The organism is Flavobacterium sp. N2038 (assembly GCF_025947185.1).
GTDB lineage: Bacteria > Bacteroidota > Bacteroidia > Flavobacteriales > Flavobacteriaceae > Flavobacterium.
On sequence record NZ_CP110001.1, the window covers coordinates 2601840 to 2620582 of the forward strand.

The 18743-nt window shown below is 31.6% G+C and carries 17 protein-coding genes; 8 read left to right on the forward strand and 9 right to left on the reverse strand.

The features are described from left to right. Positions 1 to 20: 20 nt before the first annotated feature. Positions 21 to 344 (reverse strand): helix-turn-helix domain-containing protein, encoded by a 324-nt coding sequence (locus OLM51_RS11635; RefSeq protein WP_264550787.1) that lies wholly within the window; start codon positions 342 to 344, stop codon positions 21 to 23. Between the two features lie 277 nt (positions 345 to 621). On the opposite strand from OLM51_RS11635, the gene OLM51_RS11640 reads away from it, so the two are divergent. The 3 genes from OLM51_RS11640 (at position 622) to OLM51_RS11650 (ending at position 5317) form a co-directional block, all read left to right on the forward strand. Then, positions 622 to 2772: a KAP family NTPase gene (locus OLM51_RS11640; protein ID WP_264550788.1), complete on the forward strand. Its 2151-nt coding sequence runs from the start codon at positions 622 to 624 to the stop codon at positions 2770 to 2772. 174 nt (positions 2773 to 2946) lie between these two features. Next, entirely contained in the window at positions 2947 to 4467 is a 1521-nt protein-coding gene (locus tag OLM51_RS11645; RefSeq protein ID WP_264550789.1) for an ATP-dependent nuclease, read from the forward strand. 1 nt (position 4468) lies between these two features. After that, complete coding sequence (locus tag OLM51_RS11650; protein WP_264550790.1) at positions 4469 to 5317, forward strand: HNH endonuclease; 849 nt, start codon at positions 4469 to 4471, stop codon at positions 5315 to 5317. A 195-nt stretch (positions 5318 to 5512) separates the two neighbouring features. Here the strand turns inward: OLM51_RS11650 and OLM51_RS11655 are convergent, their stop codons facing one another. From OLM51_RS11655 to OLM51_RS11670, 4 genes are read right to left on the reverse strand one after another with little or no spacing between them, the layout of a single operon-like run. Continuing rightward, positions 5513 to 6358 (reverse strand): hypothetical protein, encoded by an 846-nt coding sequence (locus OLM51_RS11655; protein ID WP_264550791.1) that lies wholly within the window; start codon positions 6356 to 6358, stop codon positions 5513 to 5515. Continuing rightward, positions 6355 to 7239: an AAA family ATPase gene (locus tag OLM51_RS11660; RefSeq protein ID WP_264550792.1), complete on the reverse strand. Its 885-nt coding sequence runs from the start codon at positions 7237 to 7239 to the stop codon at positions 6355 to 6357. The genes OLM51_RS11655 and OLM51_RS11660 overlap by 4 nt, the downstream gene beginning before the upstream one ends. Next, the gene (locus tag OLM51_RS11665) at positions 7239 to 7754 is read right to left on the reverse strand and encodes a hypothetical protein (protein ID WP_264550793.1); all 516 of its coding nucleotides are present in this window, start codon (positions 7752 to 7754) and stop codon (positions 7239 to 7241) included. The genes OLM51_RS11660 and OLM51_RS11665 overlap by 1 nt, the downstream gene beginning before the upstream one ends. Before the next feature lie 4 nt (positions 7755 to 7758). Beyond that, positions 7759 to 8742, reverse strand: a complete 984-nt coding sequence (locus tag OLM51_RS11670) for a CBASS oligonucleotide cyclase (RefSeq protein WP_264550794.1) — start codon at positions 8740 to 8742, stop codon at positions 7759 to 7761. A gap of 220 nt (positions 8743 to 8962) precedes the next feature. On the opposite strand from OLM51_RS11670, the gene OLM51_RS11675 reads away from it, so the two are divergent. The 3 genes from OLM51_RS11675 to OLM51_RS11685 are packed head-to-tail and all read left to right on the forward strand — an operon-like array spanning position 8963 to position 10755. Then, on the forward strand, positions 8963 to 9631 hold the full coding sequence (locus OLM51_RS11675) for a hypothetical protein (RefSeq protein ID WP_264550795.1): 669 nt from the start codon (positions 8963 to 8965) through the stop codon (positions 9629 to 9631). Next, positions 9618 to 9962, forward strand: a complete 345-nt coding sequence (locus tag OLM51_RS11680; protein WP_264550796.1) for a hypothetical protein — start codon at positions 9618 to 9620, stop codon at positions 9960 to 9962. Before OLM51_RS11675 ends, OLM51_RS11680 begins: the two co-directional genes overlap by 14 nt. Further along, positions 9937 to 10755, forward strand: coding sequence for an ImmA/IrrE family metallo-endopeptidase (locus OLM51_RS11685; protein ID WP_264550797.1), 819 nt, complete (start codon positions 9937 to 9939; stop codon positions 10753 to 10755). The genes OLM51_RS11680 and OLM51_RS11685 overlap by 26 nt, the downstream gene beginning before the upstream one ends. A gap of 71 nt (positions 10756 to 10826) precedes the next feature. Here the strand turns inward: OLM51_RS11685 and OLM51_RS11690 are convergent, their stop codons facing one another. Beyond that, on the reverse strand, positions 10827 to 11393 hold the full coding sequence (locus OLM51_RS11690; protein WP_264550798.1) for a helix-turn-helix domain-containing protein: 567 nt from the start codon (positions 11391 to 11393) through the stop codon (positions 10827 to 10829). 525 nt (positions 11394 to 11918) lie between these two features. Beyond that, complete coding sequence (gene mnmE / locus OLM51_RS11695) at positions 11919 to 13319, reverse strand: tRNA uridine-5-carboxymethylaminomethyl(34) synthesis GTPase MnmE (protein ID WP_264550799.1); 1401 nt, start codon at positions 13317 to 13319, stop codon at positions 11919 to 11921. A 184-nt stretch (positions 13320 to 13503) separates the two neighbouring features. On the opposite strand from mnmE, the gene OLM51_RS11700 reads away from it, so the two are divergent. Together OLM51_RS11700 and OLM51_RS11705 are read left to right on the forward strand one after the other, a co-directional pair. Beyond that, positions 13504 to 14337 carry a universal stress protein gene (locus OLM51_RS11700; RefSeq protein WP_264550800.1) on the forward strand — a complete coding sequence of 278 codons (834 nt, stop codon included), beginning with the start codon at positions 13504 to 13506 and terminating at the stop codon, positions 14335 to 14337. A gap of 66 nt (positions 14338 to 14403) precedes the next feature. Then, complete coding sequence (locus tag OLM51_RS11705; protein ID WP_264550801.1) at positions 14404 to 16176, forward strand: MutS-related protein; 1773 nt, start codon at positions 14404 to 14406, stop codon at positions 16174 to 16176. Between the two features lie 58 nt (positions 16177 to 16234). On the opposite strand, the gene OLM51_RS11710 is transcribed toward OLM51_RS11705, so the two are convergent. Both OLM51_RS11710 and OLM51_RS11715 read right to left on the reverse strand, forming a co-directional pair. Continuing rightward, on the reverse strand, positions 16235 to 17218 hold the full coding sequence (locus tag OLM51_RS11710) for a hypothetical protein (protein WP_264550802.1): 984 nt from the start codon (positions 17216 to 17218) through the stop codon (positions 16235 to 16237). Positions 17219 to 17370: 152 nt separating this feature from the next. Next, entirely contained in the window at positions 17371 to 18714 is a 1344-nt protein-coding gene (locus OLM51_RS11715; RefSeq protein ID WP_264550803.1) for an amidohydrolase, read from the reverse strand. Positions 18715 to 18743: the final 29 nt, after the last annotated feature.

Consider the following 18743-nt stretch of genomic DNA (forward strand, 5'->3'; position numbering starts at 1 on the left):
TGTACAATCTGAAGTTGGTGCTAGATTTCTGAACTTTTTTCAATATCATTTTGGACTTCTAAATAAGTTTTTATCCGACCGGACTTAATCCATTTTATTAACTCATGTCTGAAAAAATAAATGCGTTTACCTTGTTTATTAACTGGAATTTCCCTTTTACATACTTTACTATAGATTGTTGATACCGATAGATTTAAAAGTTTTGATGTTTCTTGAATGTTTAATAATTCATCTTGATTTTCTCCAGTAGGAGAGGTTCTTTCAATAATTTTTTCCAAATGCTCTAATTTATCATAAAGCTTTTTCATCATTATTGGTATCTGGTCAAAAGTAAATGGTTTCATGATAATTTTTATTTAGATCTTAGTTAAAAGTATGTATTACCATTACATTGGTTTAATAAATTAGGTATAAATACGTACTAGGCTATGTTTTTTAATCGATATATTTGAAATTGTTTGTTATATGCTTAAAATACGGTTTTCCATAAATAAAAAATAAATTAAAAGATAATATTTGTCTTAGTGGAAAAGTTTTTAAATTCTGCTTTATCTGAAATTACTTGTGTTGTAGTGACAAGTTAAACAGCATGAGACAATAACAAAAAGGAAAATAATATATATGTATACCGATAAACCTGCATCAATTCAATCAGAAGATTGTTTTCAACGCTATGAATTTTCAAAACGTATCGCTTCGATTGTAGCAAAACCTTCAATAGACAAATCTCTTATAATTGGTTTGTATGGCAGATGGGGAGAAGGTAAGACAACTGTGATGAATTTTATTCAAAAAGAATTACCAAAAGAAACAATTATTGTAAACTTTAATCCTTGGCTTTTTTCAGATGAACAACATCTTTTAAAATCTTTTTTTACTAGTATTTCAGTTTCTTTAGGCGCTTCAGATAAGACTAAGAAAGAAAAGATTGGAGAGCTTTTAAGTGATTATAGTGGGGCTATCGGCTCTGTAACTCAATTGGTAGGTTTTAATACTGAGGGCTTAGAAAAATTAGGTGATAAACTTAAAAGTACATCTGCCGAAGAGTTAAAGAAAAGAATAGATGAATTAATTATTCAATCCGGGAAAAACATCGTAGTATTTGTTGATGATATTGATAGATTAGATATTACAGAAGTTCAATATGTTTTCAAACTAGTAAAATTAGTTGGTGACTTTCCTAGGACTTGTTATGTATTATCATTTGACGATGAGATGGTATCTGCTGCATTATCTCCAAAATATGGAGGAGATAGTAAATCAGCAGGATACAATTTTTTAGAAAAAATTATACAAATCCCTCTTAAGATACCTAAAGCAAGTAAGAAGGCTTTATCTAAATATTCCTTAGATCTTCTCAACAAGGTTTTAGACGATAGTTCCATAGACCTAAATCAGGCAGAATCTAATGAATTTCTAGAAGTCTTTAATAACGCTTTTCTACCCATTATGGACAATCCAAGATTGGGGATAAGATTTGCTAATAGTTTTTCTTTTTCATTACCGCTATTGAATGGAGAGGTTAACATTAGTAATCTAATGATTTTAGAAGGGCTTAAAATTTTCTACCCATCTTTACATGATTTCATAAGAAATAATGGGCAATTATTCTTAGAAAGAACTGATAGAGATCAATCAGATTTTAATAGTAAAAAACAAAAGCAAGATGAAATAAAAAAAGAAATTTCACAAGCGATCGTTATGTATGACGAAAAGAAGCAGAAAATAATTATTGAAATGCTTGAGCAATTATTTCCACAACTTAAAAGTATATATAGTAATTCAGGTTATGCCGATGATATGTATGTGAGATGGACTAAAGAGAAAAGGATATGTTCAAGTAAATATTTTGATCGATATTTTTCGTATTCTGTACAGGAAGGAGATATCCCTGATAATTATTTTGAAAATTTAGTTAAAGATTTTGAAGATGATAGCATTGATGAAGTTATAATAAAACTTAATGAAACCATAGAAAGATATTCTGCATTTGACTTAATTCAAAAATTAAGAATGCAAGAAGGGACATTCAACGAAAAACAATCTTATAATTTATCTTTAGCATTGGTTGAATTTGGGCACACTCTACCAAAAGATAAAGATGTATATTTTTATTCCACTTGTACTCAATCAGCAATTTTAATTACCAGATTGATAGGGATTCAATCTAAGGAAAATCAATTAACACTCTTATTAAAGTTATTTTCAATGAGTAAGTCGTTAGATTATAGTATGGAGATTCATCATTGGCTGATGTTTAAAGAGGAAAAAGATCCGGTAAATGCAATTTTTTCTGAAAAAGAAAAATTAAAAATTAAAGAATTACTAGTATCTATTTTTAAAGATATAATGACAGATGAAAACTTTTTTACTTCATTAGCTGATGGAAATTTGTGGAGAATGCTAAGTTGGTGGATAAATTCGCTTCAGCATAAAAAGACATTGACAGCTTTTTTTGACAAGCACTTAAAAAAGAAGAAAAACCCAATTTTTGCTTTGAAATTATTGAAGGTTTTTACACCGACTATTACAATGACTTCTTCCGCAGATTATATGCCAAGAACTTACAAATCTGGCTTTTTTCAGTTAAATTTTGATGCAATTAAAAGTGTTGTAGATGTAAAGTTATTGAATGATAACCTCTTAAAATTAAAAGGATTAAATATAACTGAAATAAATCCTTCTGAAGTATCAAGTCAAGATCCAATTACTGACGAAACACTTGTTTCTGTATTTCAATGGTTTATAATTAATCAATCGATAAAAGGATGATAGAAATATAAATAAAAACTTATTTTTTAATTAAAATGGATTTTTTAAAAGGAGTAATGAAACATTATACTAAAAGAAATATATATTAATAATTAAACTATTAATTGAAATTATACCCAAATGGTATAAGCATATTTGCAGTTGTTATTTGCTTTATAACTAATAAAAAAAGAAATGATTTTTAGAATTTTAGATAGCTGGGGTGAACATGATCCAAACTCCAAAAATGAAGTTTGTCTTGTTTGGGACAATTGGAATGACTTTAGTTTTTATACTTTATTCGGTATTTTTTATGTAGATGAGAAATCACAAAAGCATGATCTCGGTGGAGTTAAAATTGGTTTTGTAGGACAGGAGGAAAGAGAGAAAGTTTATCATGTTGATTACACATTTAATTATATAGGAGATAATTATTTTTCATTGGGAAATTCAGAAGAGTATTATGAGCAGCTTAATAAACTGTCAGTGGAAATTAGAGATTCGATACTTAATCAGTTAAATGATGTAGCAAAAAAGCCCGATGTTTTTAATAGTGTTAGAGAAGAAAGAGTCGTTCAAGTTTCATTTCTTCGAGATCTACATCCGGATACAATAACTGGTCAATATAGAAGAATGGCTAACGGAGGGGCAAGATTAACCCCTTATAGTTTTCGATTCAATAAAGGAAGTAAAAAAGATCAGGATGGATTAAGTCTCCTGTTTGATGTAATTCCGGAATCGCTTCCTCCAACAAATATTCATGTTTTAATTGGGAGGAATGGAGTAGGTAAAACGACTTTGATTGATAATATGATTAGTTCATTAGTTGTTCATTCCGGCCCCATTCCTGTGCAAGGCAGTTTTCATTTTAATAAAACACATATGTATGATGAAGTAAATTCCTTTGCTAATTTAATTTCCGTTTCATTTAGTGTTTTTGATGAATTGGATTTGCGATCTGATGAGAAATTTATTAATGGTATGAAGTATTCTTATATAGGTTTAAGGAAAACGAATGGACAACAATCTGAATTAGAAATAAAAGATTTAAATACTCTGTCAGCTGAGTTTTATGAGAGTTTAAAAGTTTGTAGATCGAGAGGTTTGATTTCGAGATTAGCAGAAGCTCTAGAAACGTTACAATCAGATCCTAACTTTCGAAGAGAAAGATTTGTTGAATTAATCATGCGTGATGAATTAGACAAGTTAGAAATGGTTATTTCCACGGCCTTTAGAAGACTTAGTTCAGGACATAAAATAATTTTGCTTACAATTACTACATTAGTTGAAAAATTACAGGAAAAGAGTTTACTACTTATGGATGAGCCTGAAGCTCATCTTCATCCACCGCTTTTGGCAGCGTTCATCAGATCAGTATCAGATCTCCTTATCAAAACAAATGGCGTAGCAATTGTTTCAACGCACTCTCCGGTAATTTTGCAGGAAGTACCTAGAAGCTGCGTGTGGAAATTAAGGAGAATTGGAAATATCACAGACTCATATCGGTTAAGTAGGGAATCTTTTGGTGAAAATGTTGGAGTCTTAACTAATGACGTATTTGGTTTAGAAGTTACAAATTCTGGCTTTTATAAAATGTTGGCAGAAATAGTTGAAAATAATGATTATAACTATGATCAGGTTATACACTCCTTTAACAATCAATTGGGATCTGAAGCGAGATCAATTGTAATGGCTTTAATTGCAAATAAAAGATAGAATGCGCAAAATAAATAAACCGACATTAAGGGCAGCGGTGGTATATCCAGACTGTCTTACAACAGTAAGAGATAATGGACTTCGCGGCAGACTTGAACGTTGCCAGACTCTGATAAATGATGCTGAAACAGAGTTTGAAGCTAAAATCGCCAAAGGTCAAATTTACACAATTGCGAGGGAAATTGTAGTTAATGGAAATGTAACATATAAGGAGCTAAAAAATGTTTATACAGCTCAGATGGTGCAAAACCCTAAAGGAAGGGTATATTATGATCAGCTTCTCATGGCTGCGCCAGATGGGCTTTGTCCACTTTGTTCCCATAGGGAGGCAACCACATTGGATCATTATCTGCCAAAATCTAAGTATCCGCGACTTTCAATTGTTCCGATAAACTTAATACCTTCTTGCAAGGATTGTAATACAGGGAAACTGGCAGATTATCCAATAGGACCTAATGATGAGACACTCCATCCTTATTATGATAATATTGAAAATGTAATGTGGCTAAATGCTATCGTTAATAAGACAACACCTGTTTCACTGTCTTTTAATGTTAAGGCTCCTGCAAGCTGGGATAACTTGCTAACAAACAGAGTAACTACACACCTTGATTGTTTTAAATTAAATATCTTATATGCAGCACAAGCAGCCAGGAGACTGTCTGGGATGAAATATAATTTGGAGAAAATTTATTCCAGCGGAGCTGAGCAGGAAGGTATCGAGAAATACCTGGCTGATGAGGCAGCATCAAATGCAGCAGTAAATTTAAATTCGTGGGAGACTGCAATGTTTAGGGCTTTGTCAGAAGATGATTGGTTTTGCTCAACAGGTTTTCGAATGATTGGATAGCAATATCGTTTTATTATTATTATATGAATGTCTTTAAATTTTGTTATTGTTATATTAAAAATAGTATGTTGGTTAAGCTAAACAAATACAAAAAATGATTTATGCATACATTATTGTTAATTTGAAAATATTATAAAATAAAAAAGTTTATTAAAGTACATTTGGTTTATTTTCAGAGTTAAGATTATTTTCCATTTAATCTTTTGACCATTTCATATTCAATGCCCATTTGGTATGTTCGCCAATTTTGTATAGTTGTTTTTGTTCTCTTTTGCAATGTCCTAAAGAATTTATTAATTCAGTATCTGCCCATTTTAGGTATTCAGTATCACCTTTCTCTAAGAGTTTTTCAAGCTCTTTTTCTTGTTTAGGAGTTGGAATCAAATCTAAAATATCATATTGTAATATTTCGTAAGTATCCCAGCCAGGTGTTCTTTTAACAGGAGTAGTGATGGTGCCAACATAATTATAATTCACATATGGAAAATTTTCTCTTGAAAGAATTTCCCCTTTTCCGGCAATAAGTTCTTCATAGAATTCTCGCCAATGGGAAATCTCCCTGTCTTGTTTTGTATTGAACCAATCCAGAAATTTAATTGCATTTTTTGCAGGCACATATAGTGCATAATCATGCTTCATAAGGCCACTTGTTGCCAATTTTGCATCATCTTTAGCTTCAAACTCTTTTTTTAGTAAGCTTTGCGTACCCTTCAACCTTTTGTATTTACCTCCTACAAGTTGATAATGAGGAAAATTTGAGCTTTTCACTAAAAGATACTTATCATTGACCTTGATGCGATACAAATAAGACATTGAAAATCTTATATAATGATCATTAATACTTAAATATTTGCATTTTAGTACTAGAGATACTCTCTTCCAATTAGTAATTAAATCAAAAAAGGCATCCAAAATTAGTAGGTCAACTAATAAAAGAATTCCGGCTCCTATAATTTCCGGTTGTAGATTGTCGGATACAAGATAGCATCCGACGATTATCAATGTTATTGCTAAGAAAAATTTAATTAAATATCGTATCATATTATTTTTGGACTTGGTTGAATCTTGGTTATTGTTTCGCTTAAAATTTCGTAAGTTAAAGCTTTATCAGGAAAAGAATTTGCCAAAGCTTCTGGTAGAACACGTAATCTAATGTCAGAAAAGGAATGTCCTAATCCATTATTTTTTTCTGGACCTGTTAAATTTGATAATGATTCAAGTTGTTCCTTTGAAAAATCTATTCCTTTCAAACCCATTTCAAACAATTCTATTCTTTCTTCTTTATCAGGTCTTTCAAACTCTAAAATTATTGCAGCTCTTCTGAGTATTGCTTCATCAAGAAAATGTAATCTGTTTGTCGACATAAATACAATAGCTCTACCATCCAATTCTCTAATTTCATCAATCTTTTGGATTAGTGTGTTTACAGCCGCTTTCTCTTCTTGGTGCATTTGCATTGTTGACCGTGTTGTTGCAATAGCATCAGCTTCATCGATGAGTAAAAAAGCCAATCTTTTTTTACCTGCTTGAGTTTTTAATTCTGCAAATGCATCATTTACTAGATTTCCCATCTGACCATGTAAACCTTCGCCACGCACTCTAGTACTTAGTTTTAGAAAATGCCCTTCTTTTTTTAACTCTCTAACCATTCTGTCAGCAATAGATTCCGCAGCAATAGTTTTTCCTGTTCCAGCGTCTCCGGCTAAAATAATTAGTGGATATTTATCTTTTATCTGTTCAATTACTGGTAATTGAACATTATGGAATTTTTTACTCCAACTAATTAATCCCTCTTGGTCAAGTAATAACTTAAGGTTTGTATAAATACGGTTGAATTTTTTTTCAAATCCAACTAAATTTTTTGTTTTTTCCTGTACTGATGCACTAGGCAGTACAGTTGCGTTATCAAATATTGAAGCCATTATTTATAATTTGTTTTTTGCAACTCGTACCCTTTACTGGCATATAATTGCGCATTATTACTATTTAAGTGTGGAAAGGTTGTATTTACACTGGATGAAACCCAGCCGATTTTAAATGAATGATTTTTCTGAAAGCTATTTCGGTCACTCGCAGATAAATTATGCCACTTAGAAGTGTATGATAAAATGACGGATAAGTTTGTATTACTTAAATTTTCCCAATCATTATTACTTCCCGCTCTTTCACTTGAGGTAGCGGTACCATTAGAATTAACTGTAAATTTTGCAGCTCTTATTGCTAACCCACTACTTGTATTATTCAAGGTAATTGTAACGGTATCTAAATAGCCGTTTTCAGCAAGTTCAATTATATCATGGAATAAGTCATCAACGTAACTCATCGTCCATTTACCTGTTCTTCTTGCAATTGTTCTAATATCAGCTTCGCAACCTTCAAAGGTCTTTCTGATATCAATTACAGTATAAGTTCCTGTTATTGTATTTGTTCCGTACATATTTTTATTTAATATTAAAAGTTGAACCGAAAACATGTTTCCACTCGGTTAAAGTATCTCCTTCATTTCTTTTTGATTGTGCAATGTTTAAAGAGTCAAAAGCATCGGAAGCTTCTTCAACAATTTCTTTCCACTTACTATCTATCATTCTCTTAGAAACATTATTTTCATTATTAGTGTCATCTGCAACATAAATGCTAGAAGTGTAATAGGATGGTACACTTTTAATTGCATTTTTAAACGAAATGACAGGAAAGTTTGGTCCGCTAACAAATTGAAAAAACCTAATTATTGCTTCTTCAATATTAGTTTCTATACCATAATTTATATCAAGATAAGCTACTATTAATTCTATGACGTATGAAGATAACCCAGGCTCATCATCGGTAGGTTTTATTTCCTTTTCATTTCTCCACCATTTCAATGCTCTGACAATACTCGTGTATGAAGGATTGTTTTTTCTGTTGTTCAGAGAAAAATCAAGTTGCTTGGAAATACTTGTAATGTATTTTGATCCACCTCTTCTTGAAGGCTGCCAAACATATTCGGCAGGAGATGAGATTGGAACCACAGGGACAATATCCACTTCTAATCCAGAGCCGCTAAAAATAATTGTTATAGATTTCGTATTTCCCTTGGCATCAACAACTTTTCGAATATCTTTCTGGGGATAGATTTCTTCTAGATAAGTGATGATGTATTCGAAAAGTTTGTTTAAATCATTTTGAATATTATCGTCACCACCAACGAATAATACCAAATCGATATCTATCGGATAATCTCCGGTTGGTTTTAAAATTGTATGTTTTTTCCAGGATCCAGCTAAAATGTATTTTGTCACTTTTAGACCATGGCTGTCATCGTTTTTGATTTTGCTCTCTAGTTTTTCTTTAAGATTGTTTATCTGAGTTCTGTATTTTGGCATATCCTCAGGCTTTAGTTTGATTTTATCAATAAAAAAACCTAATTCTTCGTTTGTGTATTTCATCTTATTAATTTTATGTTAAAATTTTAATCAAATATTATTCCTTGCACTGTAATGTGACATATTGACATAATAACTGCCATATTAAGGAGCATTTATTTTATCTGTAAGTAATTTATTGATTATTATCATAGTTAGACTTATTTTAATTTATAACTTTGTGTCTACTATTACTACCAAAAGCGTTACCACGGTTTTAGGTAGTATTATACAGAAGCAATACATGGCGTGGCAAGAATTACAAAATGAATCTACCGAAAATCTCATTGAATATATTCAATGGTCAAGCGATCCAGCTTATTCAAGCACGGCTGATGATGCTTTTATGGTATTTTGTTTTAGATTTCAGATTCAGCTATTGAAAAAATTAATTCCAATATGTAAGCAGTGGAATTTAGACAGAGATTATGCAACTCAACTTGGAGAGAAAGTTTTTGATAGATTTAGAAAATACGCCGGTAGTTTTAATAAGGATAAGTGCAATAAAGAGATTGATATTTGTGTTCTGTTTTTTTTGTTCAGAATCGCACAAAATCTACTACCTGGTTTTAAAAATGAAATTCTTGGAAATGATTTAAGCCCATATATAGGTGATGAAGAAATTATAAAAGATTTTCCAGATATGGAACAATCTAATATGCAACCATCAAAACTAAAAGATTTAAAACGAATTCAGGAAATTATACAAAGTGCGCTTGACAGATTATCACCAAAGCATAAAATAATTTATTTGACATATAAGATGCATGAGAAAGACGGTTATAAGCTTCCAAGAAAATTACTTGAAAGTTTAAGAAATGAACTTGATTTATCTCAAGCAACCATTAGAAGCTATAAAAAAGATTCATTTGATATTGTAGATACATATTTGAAATTGTATGGCTCAAAATAAAAAACATATAACCCCTGAGAATGTTACCGAATGGTTAGCATCAACCGGATTTCTTTTTCCAAGAAATGAAGTTGAGTTGTCTAGGTTTGAAAAACTTTTTGGAGATATTGACTTTGGTTTAACAGGATTGGAAATCGACCCTGCCAAAATTATCAGAGGTGGAGAAAGTCCAAAAAGTATTCAGATTCCAGAATCTATAAAACCAGAAGATCTTACTGAATATAGAATGGTTGCCCGTAATGGAAGCAAATTGCCAGAACACATTTTGAACAAAATAAAGAACAATCAAAACAAGTCCAAAAAAAATGGTGATACCGAATCATCGGATTAATGAAATAGAAAAGCTTGCAGAGTTTATTGCTGGAGATTTTTCAAATGGAAATCTAACTCTTTTGGAAGAAATTGCAAAAGACGAAGATATTTCACATTATTTCGACCACTATGAAGATGCTTTTGATGGAATGTTACTTTATGACACTGAAGATTTAAATTTCCATATTCATATAAATATTGATAATGGAAATGATCAATTCTCTAAAAGAGGTCGTTACACTTTTGCACATGAATTAGGGCATTTTTTTATTGAACAGCATAGATTAGGATTAAAATATGGTTTACTTGAACCTCATGCATCTTTTCATAATATTAATCAGAAAAACTTAATGGAGCTTGAGGCTGATTATTTTGCTAGTGTTTTACTGATGCCAAGAGAGAAATTTAGAAGTGTTTCTGGAGGGAAAAACTTTTCATTTGAGACTATTTTTAAACTATCTGAAGCATTTCAAACAAGTATTTTAGCTTCTTTAATTAGATTCAGTAAAATAGGAACTCATGAAATATTTGCGGTTATCTCACAAGATAATATTGCAAAATGGTTTTTAAGGAGTGATGATTTTCCTCAATGGCCCTTTAAATTTAAAGTAGGAAGTGTTTTGCCGAAAACTACTGTAGCCGGTGAATTTTTCACAATAACCGACAGTAAGTATACAGCAATTCAGGAACTTTCCCCAGACGATTGGTTTTATCCATTTGTTAATGATAATCGTGCTAATAGAACAATGTATGAACAATGTTTTTATTCGGATAATTTTAATTATGTGATTAGTTTGTTATGGTTTAAATAAAATGCATCATATAGAATAAGTTTTGTTTTTTTTCTTGTATTTATTTAGGATTAATATAAAACGTAGATACACTACTTCAAAAAACCTTCAATATCCTTTTTAGCAACATAAGTAAACTTACCCTTCGAAAATTTACTTATGTTGTTTCGTTTTATAAGATTGTATAAAGCCCCGCTTGAAATATTAAATTTCTTTTGTATTTCAGTGATCGTATAACAGTCTTTAATTTCAGCCTGTTTTGTTTGCTTTGTTGGCCGTAAAACTACTTCAAATCCAATTTGTGGCTTATCAAATAAAGCATCAATATCACTCCGTCTGATTAAGGTTTTCCTTTCTGAAAAGTTATAGGCATTTATTCTTTTGGTATTGATCAAACGATAGACAGTTTTAACTGAAAAACCTAGAAGTAATGCAAGTTGTTTTACACTTAAAAATTCTTTGTCTTTAAGATCAATAAGCGGCTGGTTTCTTATTTTGATCGTTTGAAGGTTTGAGCTTTCAATTTTCTGATTTCTTAATCTTATCTTATAATCTTTGCTTGCACATTTTAAGGAACAATATTTTGTGGTGGTTTTCTTTGCAAGGAACTCAGAACCACAAAATCCACATATTCTATATACTGAAATATTCGAGCTCATTTTCCAATTTTATTAGTTGGAATTATAGGATAGAAAAGTAGTTAAGAATGCTTAAACAACACGTTTTGATCAAGGGAAGAAATTGTTACAAGGAGACTTTTAGATTATCTGGACTAAATATTTAATTTCTCCAGTAAATATAAGGCTTTCCATGATAATAATTATATTTCTAGGTTTGTTTAAAAAAGTTAAAAACTTGCTAATTTCGGTAAAATAAATTAGCAAACCAGTGTTTATGGGAGTTTACAGAGTTCAGATGAAAAATTGGTACGTTTTTGAACAAAATAAAACAAAGAAAAAGTCATAAAAACTGTTAATTTCCCAAGATATTTAATCGTTTTTGATGACTTTAAGTAGATTTAAGAGGATTTAAGTGTCGTTATTTGCCCCAAAAAGGCAAAAAAATCAATTTTTCTGTCCTGAGGTACAATTTTGGTACAAAAAGTGAGTTTTTAAGTGAAAAAAGTAGGATTTTTGACTTAAATTTTAACATAAAATTAGCTAAAAATGTTAAAATTATGTTAATCATTTGCCAATACAGAAATTAGCGAATATATTACCCAGTAATTCGTCGTTTGAAACCTGACCTGTAATCAACCCGAATTGGTACAAAGCCTCACGAATATCAAGCGCAATAAGATCACTTGAAAGATTGGTTTCAAGACCGTGTTTTACTTTTTGTATTTCATCTAAAGCTTTAAGTAAAGAATCGTAATGCCTTGTATTAGTTACTATAGTTTCATTATTTCGAAGAGCTCCAGTATTAACAAAAGAAAGTAATTCATTCTTTAAATCGTCAACACCAATTTTCTCTTTTGCGGATATTAGTAAAAGTTTTGCATTTAAATTTTCAAGTTTAGTTGTGATATTTGAGACTTCGTCAGCAGATAATATATCTCTTTTATTCACGACAATTACTAAAGGTTTTAGCGGGTATTTATTTTTGATTTGTTCAATTTCAGAAACAAACTCAGAACTTGAAACCTGAAATTTTAATCCATCAAACAAATAGATCACAACTTGCGCCTGATCAATTTTTTCAAAAGTCTTCTTAATTCCAATACTTTCAACGACATCTTTAGTTTCGCGAATTCCTGCTGTATCTATAAAGCGAAAACCAATTCCGCCAATGACCAATTCATCTTCAATAGTATCACGGGTTGTTCCGGCAATATCAGAAACTATGGCACGTTCTTCATTCAATAAAGCATTTAACAAGGTCGATTTTCCCACATTTGGTTCCCCAACAATGGCAACCGGAATTCCGTTTTTTATTACGTTTCCAACAGCAAATGAATCGATTAAGCGCTTTAAAACAAATTCTATTCGATTTAGCAATTCATGAAACTGACCGCGGTCTGCAAATTCAACATCTTCTTCTGCGAAATCCAGTTCCAGTTCTATTAATGAGGCAAAATTTAAAAGTTCTTCTCTCAGCTTAGCAATTTCATTACTAAATCCGCCGCGCATTTGCTGCATGGCAATTTGGTGAGAAGCCTCATTGTCTGACGAAATTAAATCGGCAACAGCTTCTGCCTGTGATAAATCAAGTTTTCCATTCAGGAAAGCCCTTAGTGTAAATTCACCGGCATCCGCCATTCTGCATCCTTTTCGCAATAGCAACTGGATAATCTGCTGTTGAATATAAGTAGAGCCGTGACAGGAAATTTCGATGGTGTCTTCGCCAGTATAAGAATTTGGGCCTTTAAAAACAGATACCAAAACTTCGTCAAGTGTTTTTTCATTATCAACGATATGACCTAAATGCAAAGTGTGTGTCTTTTGTTTCGTTAAATCTTTGTTTTTGATAGATTTAAAAACAGCATTACCAATTGAAATGGCTTCTGCACCCGAAATACGAATTATTGCAATAGCGCCCGCTCCGGATGGAGTAGCCAATGCAACTATAGAATCTTGATTTATCATAATGCAAAGGTATAAAAAAAGCAGAAATCACAGAAAGAGCTTAGTATTTGAATTAAGGTTGAGAATAACTGCTTTTATTTATCCAATTAAGAAATCATTAACTGTTAAATTCCTGATAATTATCAGGTCATTTTGTTTTTATAATGTTTAAATTTGAGTAACAAACCTATAAAACTCAAATAAAATGAAAAAGATATTATTTCCTACGGATTTTTCTGAAGCAGCAACAAATGCGTTTGTACACGCTTTAGAATTTGCTAAAATTGTCAAAGCCGAACTTATTTTACTTCATACATTTGAGATTCCGGTTTATGACAGCCAGTTTTTTCCGGAGAATTACGCCTCGATTTATAGTTCAATAGAATTAGCGAAGTTTGAAATGTTTAAAGATGAAATTCCTAAACTTCGTGCTATCGCTGCCGAACGAAAGTTGGAAGATATTGTGATAAAACACCGTTTAATGGATGGTGATTTAATCTATAATCTAAAAAATGCAGTAGAAGAGGATCATATTGATTTTGTAATTATGGGAACCACAGGAGTTTCAGACTGGACAAAATTTTTCACAGGTTCCAATACAAATTCGGTTATTTCCGGAGTAAATGTGCCAGTATTATGTATTCCTGTTGATGCTGAATATAAGAAAATCAGAACAATTGGTTTTACAACCCGATATCGTGAAAAAGATAAAGACGTCCTTCGTAAAATATTAAAAATTGCAAAAAAAACTGAGGCAAAAGTAAAAAGTTTATACGTTAGAACTTCAAATTCAGATGTCTCTGATGTTGTAATGAAGGAATGGGAGAAAGAATTTGCCGGCGAAAATGTAGAGTTTCTTGTTTTACCGAGTGATGAAGTTAAGGAAACAATTCTTGATTTTATCCTTTATAAAGATGTTGATATTTTAACCACAATAACGCACAAAAGATCTTTCTTTGAATCTATTTTTGAGACAAGTTTTAGTAAAAAAATTACCAAAGAAGTTTCGATACCAGTTTTAATAATGCACGAAAATTGAATTCACTCTTAAACTCAGGTTTTTTGAAAGTGTAAAACCTATATTTGTATTTCATAAATTAAAAAAATGGAAGCATACATAAGTAAGGTTGAGCATTACTCAAAAATTTTTAATAAAATCAGTAAAAGATATAACAGCGTAAGTATTTTAAGAATTTTGAGCGTATTTTTTTGTTTGTTTATGTTGTTTTACTACATCAAAACCAATGAAGCGCTTTATATTCTGTTTGCTTTTCTATCTTTTGCTGGTTTTCTTTTTTTGATGAGAGTGCATTCAAAATTATCATTCAAAAGAGATTTAACAAAAGCAGTTATAAAAATTAATGAAGACGAAATATCTTACTTGAAAAAAGAAAAGCTTTCTTTTGAAAACGGTATAGAGTTCAACGATTTTCATCATCCTTATGCTTATGATCTGGATGTTTTTGGAGAGCATTCCTTGTTTCAGAATTTAAATAGAACAGCCACTTTTATAGGTAAAAAAACACTAGCTAATGCCTTATTGAATCTGTTTTCTACCGAAACGATTTTAGAAAACCAGGAAGCAATAAACGAATTAAAAACTAAAATAGACTGGCGTCAGGATTTTGAATCACTTGCAATTGTCAGTGGTGACAGTAAGAACTCATATGACTCATTAATTCATTGGATATCATTTAAAAATAATCCTTTACCTAAAGTTTTAATTGCACTTTCGATAATTCTTCCCGCATTGTTTTTTGGTTTCGTAATTGCCTATTTTATTACTTCAAAGACAATTCTTTTATCTTATGTTACTTATATATTTATTGCCAATTTAATTGTTTTAGGAAGATCAGTAAAACGAATTCAATCAGAAATCGCTCAAGCGGATAATATTGATAAAACGATTAAATATTACAGTTTATTAGTAGGAAAGATTGAAACTGAAAAATTTGAATCTAAAAAGTTAATTGAATTACAAAAACAGTTAGTTTCTAAAAAAGCATCGGCAAGTTCTCATTTAAAGCAATTATCAGAACTATTTTCGAGAATGGATACCATTAGTAATTTTGTGACAGCTACTTTATTTAATGGATCGTTTTTATTTAATCTGCATGTTTTAAGAGCTCTTTTAAAGTGGAAAGAAGATTATGCGGCTGAACTTGAAAAATGGATTAATATAATTGGAGAATTTGAAGCTTTGAATAGCTTGGCAAATCTTTCGTATAATAATCCTGATTTTGTTTTCCCTGAAATTAATTCAGAATATAAAATTGGATTTGAAAATTTAAGCCATCCATTATTGAATCCGATAAGCAGAGTAGGGAACGATACTCATTTTTATCCTGAATCATTTATGATTCTTACAGGTTCAAATATGTCCGGAAAAAGTACTTTTTTAAGAAGCTTAGGAGTTAATATGGTTCTTGGTGGAATTGGTTCAGCTGTTTGTGCTTCAAAAGCTAATATGCATCCACTTCCAGTTTTAGTTTCAATGCGATTGTCCGATTCTTTAGCGGATAGTGAATCGTATTTTTTTGCCGAAATTAAGCGATTAAAACAAATTATGGATGCTTTGGAAGAGGGCCCAGCATTTGTTTTGCTGGATGAAATTTTAAGAGGCACAAATTCTGATGATAAACGAAACGGAACTATTGAAGTAGTGAAAAAAGTAATTGCAAAAAAAGCCATTGGAGCAATTGCTACACATGATATAGAAGTTTGTTTAACAACAAATGAATATCCTGAGGTTTTGACCAATCAATGTTTTGAAGTTGAAATCAAAGACAATGAACTTCATTTTGATTATAAACTTCGTTCGGGAATTTGCAAGAATAAAAGTGCTACTTTTTTAATGCAGAAAATGGGTGTTATTTAAAGAAAATAATGATAAAAAAGGCCTAAAGAATTACTTTAATTCGATAGGCTTTTTTGCTTTAAATGTGTGCTTTTATGTAAGCAATAATATCATCTATTATTTGGTCTATTGCGTTTTGTTCAGCATTAAAATAAGAACCGTCAAAATATCTGGCCTGGGTGCCTTCGCCCGTAGGAGAACCATGATGAGCATCAATGGATTTTCGCCAGTATTCTGCATGATTCTTCCATTCTTCCTGATTGACTAAAGCTGGCTCAGTAAACCAGAGATTCCAGGATAATATATTTTGAGGTTGAAGCATGTTGCCGGAAGCTAAATTAAAAGCTTTCATGATAAGCTCATTAAAACCATCCACAACAGGATCTTTGGTTGATTTTATATCACCAATTTCTACTGCAATGTATGATGTTGTAAAAGCTTCGGCTGAATGTGTTGCAAAAGGAGGATTTTTGTATTCAGGCGATAGTCCTTTGTTTACCTGAAAAATGGGCTGATTTGGATTACCTGGTAAGTAAGTATTGACTCTAATGGCATTTTCTTTGTCTAATGGGAATTTTGGAAGACTATATCTCAAAAATGGCCAGACCTCATTTATTCTGTCGCCCTGATGTTCGCTTGGTGTAAACCAAATTTTGCCTTCTACAGTCATATCTAAAGCCATTTCTTTTGATTTTTCATCAACCCAGCCCCTTTGTCCGGTTACGGTTACTTCTACATTTAGACAAATTTCATCTTTAAGCCAGATACCTTGTTGAGGACAAATAACAGAATATACTCTTCCTTCATCTGTGTATCCAATTCGGGAAACATAAGGTGCAAATCGTTGGTAACATCTTTTAGTGTCAGAAGAATCTTTTTGTGTTTCCCAACTAAATTCAGGCCATTTTACACCTAGTTGACGTTGCAGGAATTTTATATTATCCATATTGCTCAACATAGGTAAAGAAGAAAGATCTCTTGTTGGATATTTCATCGGAGAGTTCGCTGGCGGGAATCCGCCGATCCAGCCATTAGGGATGCCGGAATTTTCATTGTTTTGCATAGTTTTATTGGTTGTTTATATTGAACCAGTAAATTTAATGCAATGTATAATCTTATAATTAGGTATAATTACCTGTTTTAAGTGTTTGTAAATCAATATAATGTGTTGTTTGTTTTAAAATTAAAATGGCGACAATATATTGTCGCCATTTTTTAATAAACTTTGTTTCCGTTATGAATTAATGATTTTATGGGTGACATTCTGGAGACTGCTTCGGCAGAACAACTGGCGTCTAGAAATACCAAGTTGGCTATATCCCCAGCTTTTGGCCATTGCTGTACGCCTTTGTCGTCTAAAGGGATTGGTCCGGCTGTAGCAAGTTTTAGCATTCTTGATAAACCAAATTCAGTTACTTGTCCATATAATTGTGCCGCAAGATTGGCTTTCTGTAAAACACTTCCTGTTCCAAAAGTGTTCCAATGATCTATAATGCTGTCGTTACCAGTCATTACATTTACGCCATGCTTCATTAAAGTTGGAATTGGCATGATCAGATTGCCAAATGGAATAGTTGATACGATTCCTACCTGCGCGCTGCTTAATTTTTGTGCCATTTCGTCTTGTTTAGCAGAATCCAATTTTCCAAGAGCAAAACAATGACTCAGAAAGGTCTTTCCTTTTAAATTTTTATTTTCATTGACTTTTGTAATAAGGTATTCGATGGTTTTGAGCCCTGATTCTCCTGATTCATGCAAGTGGATATCAATTCCTTTGTTATGGTCTAAGGCTAATTGGACTGTAAAATCAATTGTTTTTTCAATAGAACCATCAATAGAATATGGATCGAGTCCACCAATAAAGTCAATGTCCATTTGGGCAGCTTCTTTTAGATATGGGACTGAATCGGTATAAAAAACACCATGTTGTGGAAAAGCAACTAATTCTGCACCAAAAGTATTTTTTTTGTTTTCTAAAGCTTTTTGCAGATTTTTTAAAGACTGCAGTTTTGATGTTGGTTCTATGTTTACATGGCTGCGTGCAAATGAAGTTCCGTGAGATTGTAATAACTCGATTAATTTTTCTGCTTTATGCGTAGAATCTTTTAGCATTTCAGGTAATATTTGCTGTTCAAGCGCAATCATTCCCTTTACACCTCCTGTTCTTCTTTTTACAGCTTGCCAGTCATCATAAAATGTTTTATCGAGATGAATATGCATGTCGCGAAAAGCGGGAAGCATTAAGAAACCTTTTGCATCAATAGCATCCATATTGGGTTTGTTTGCAGAAATGGCTTTTATTTTTCCGTCGCTTATTTCAATACAGAATAATTCGGTTTTAGTGTGTACAACTTCTCCTTCTATGTATTCGAAACCTGTTTCTAGTCGGACATTTTTTATTGTATAATTTTTTCCAACCGTTATATTTATCTTAGAATCTGTTTCAGTATTTGTAGAGGCTGCTGCAGTATTTATAAAACTTGAGCCAACTGCGAGTCCGGCAACACTATATACAGAATTGCGTAAAAAATCTTTGCGGGTTATATTTGAGTTTTTCATGTAAAGTAGATTGATATACAAAAATATAA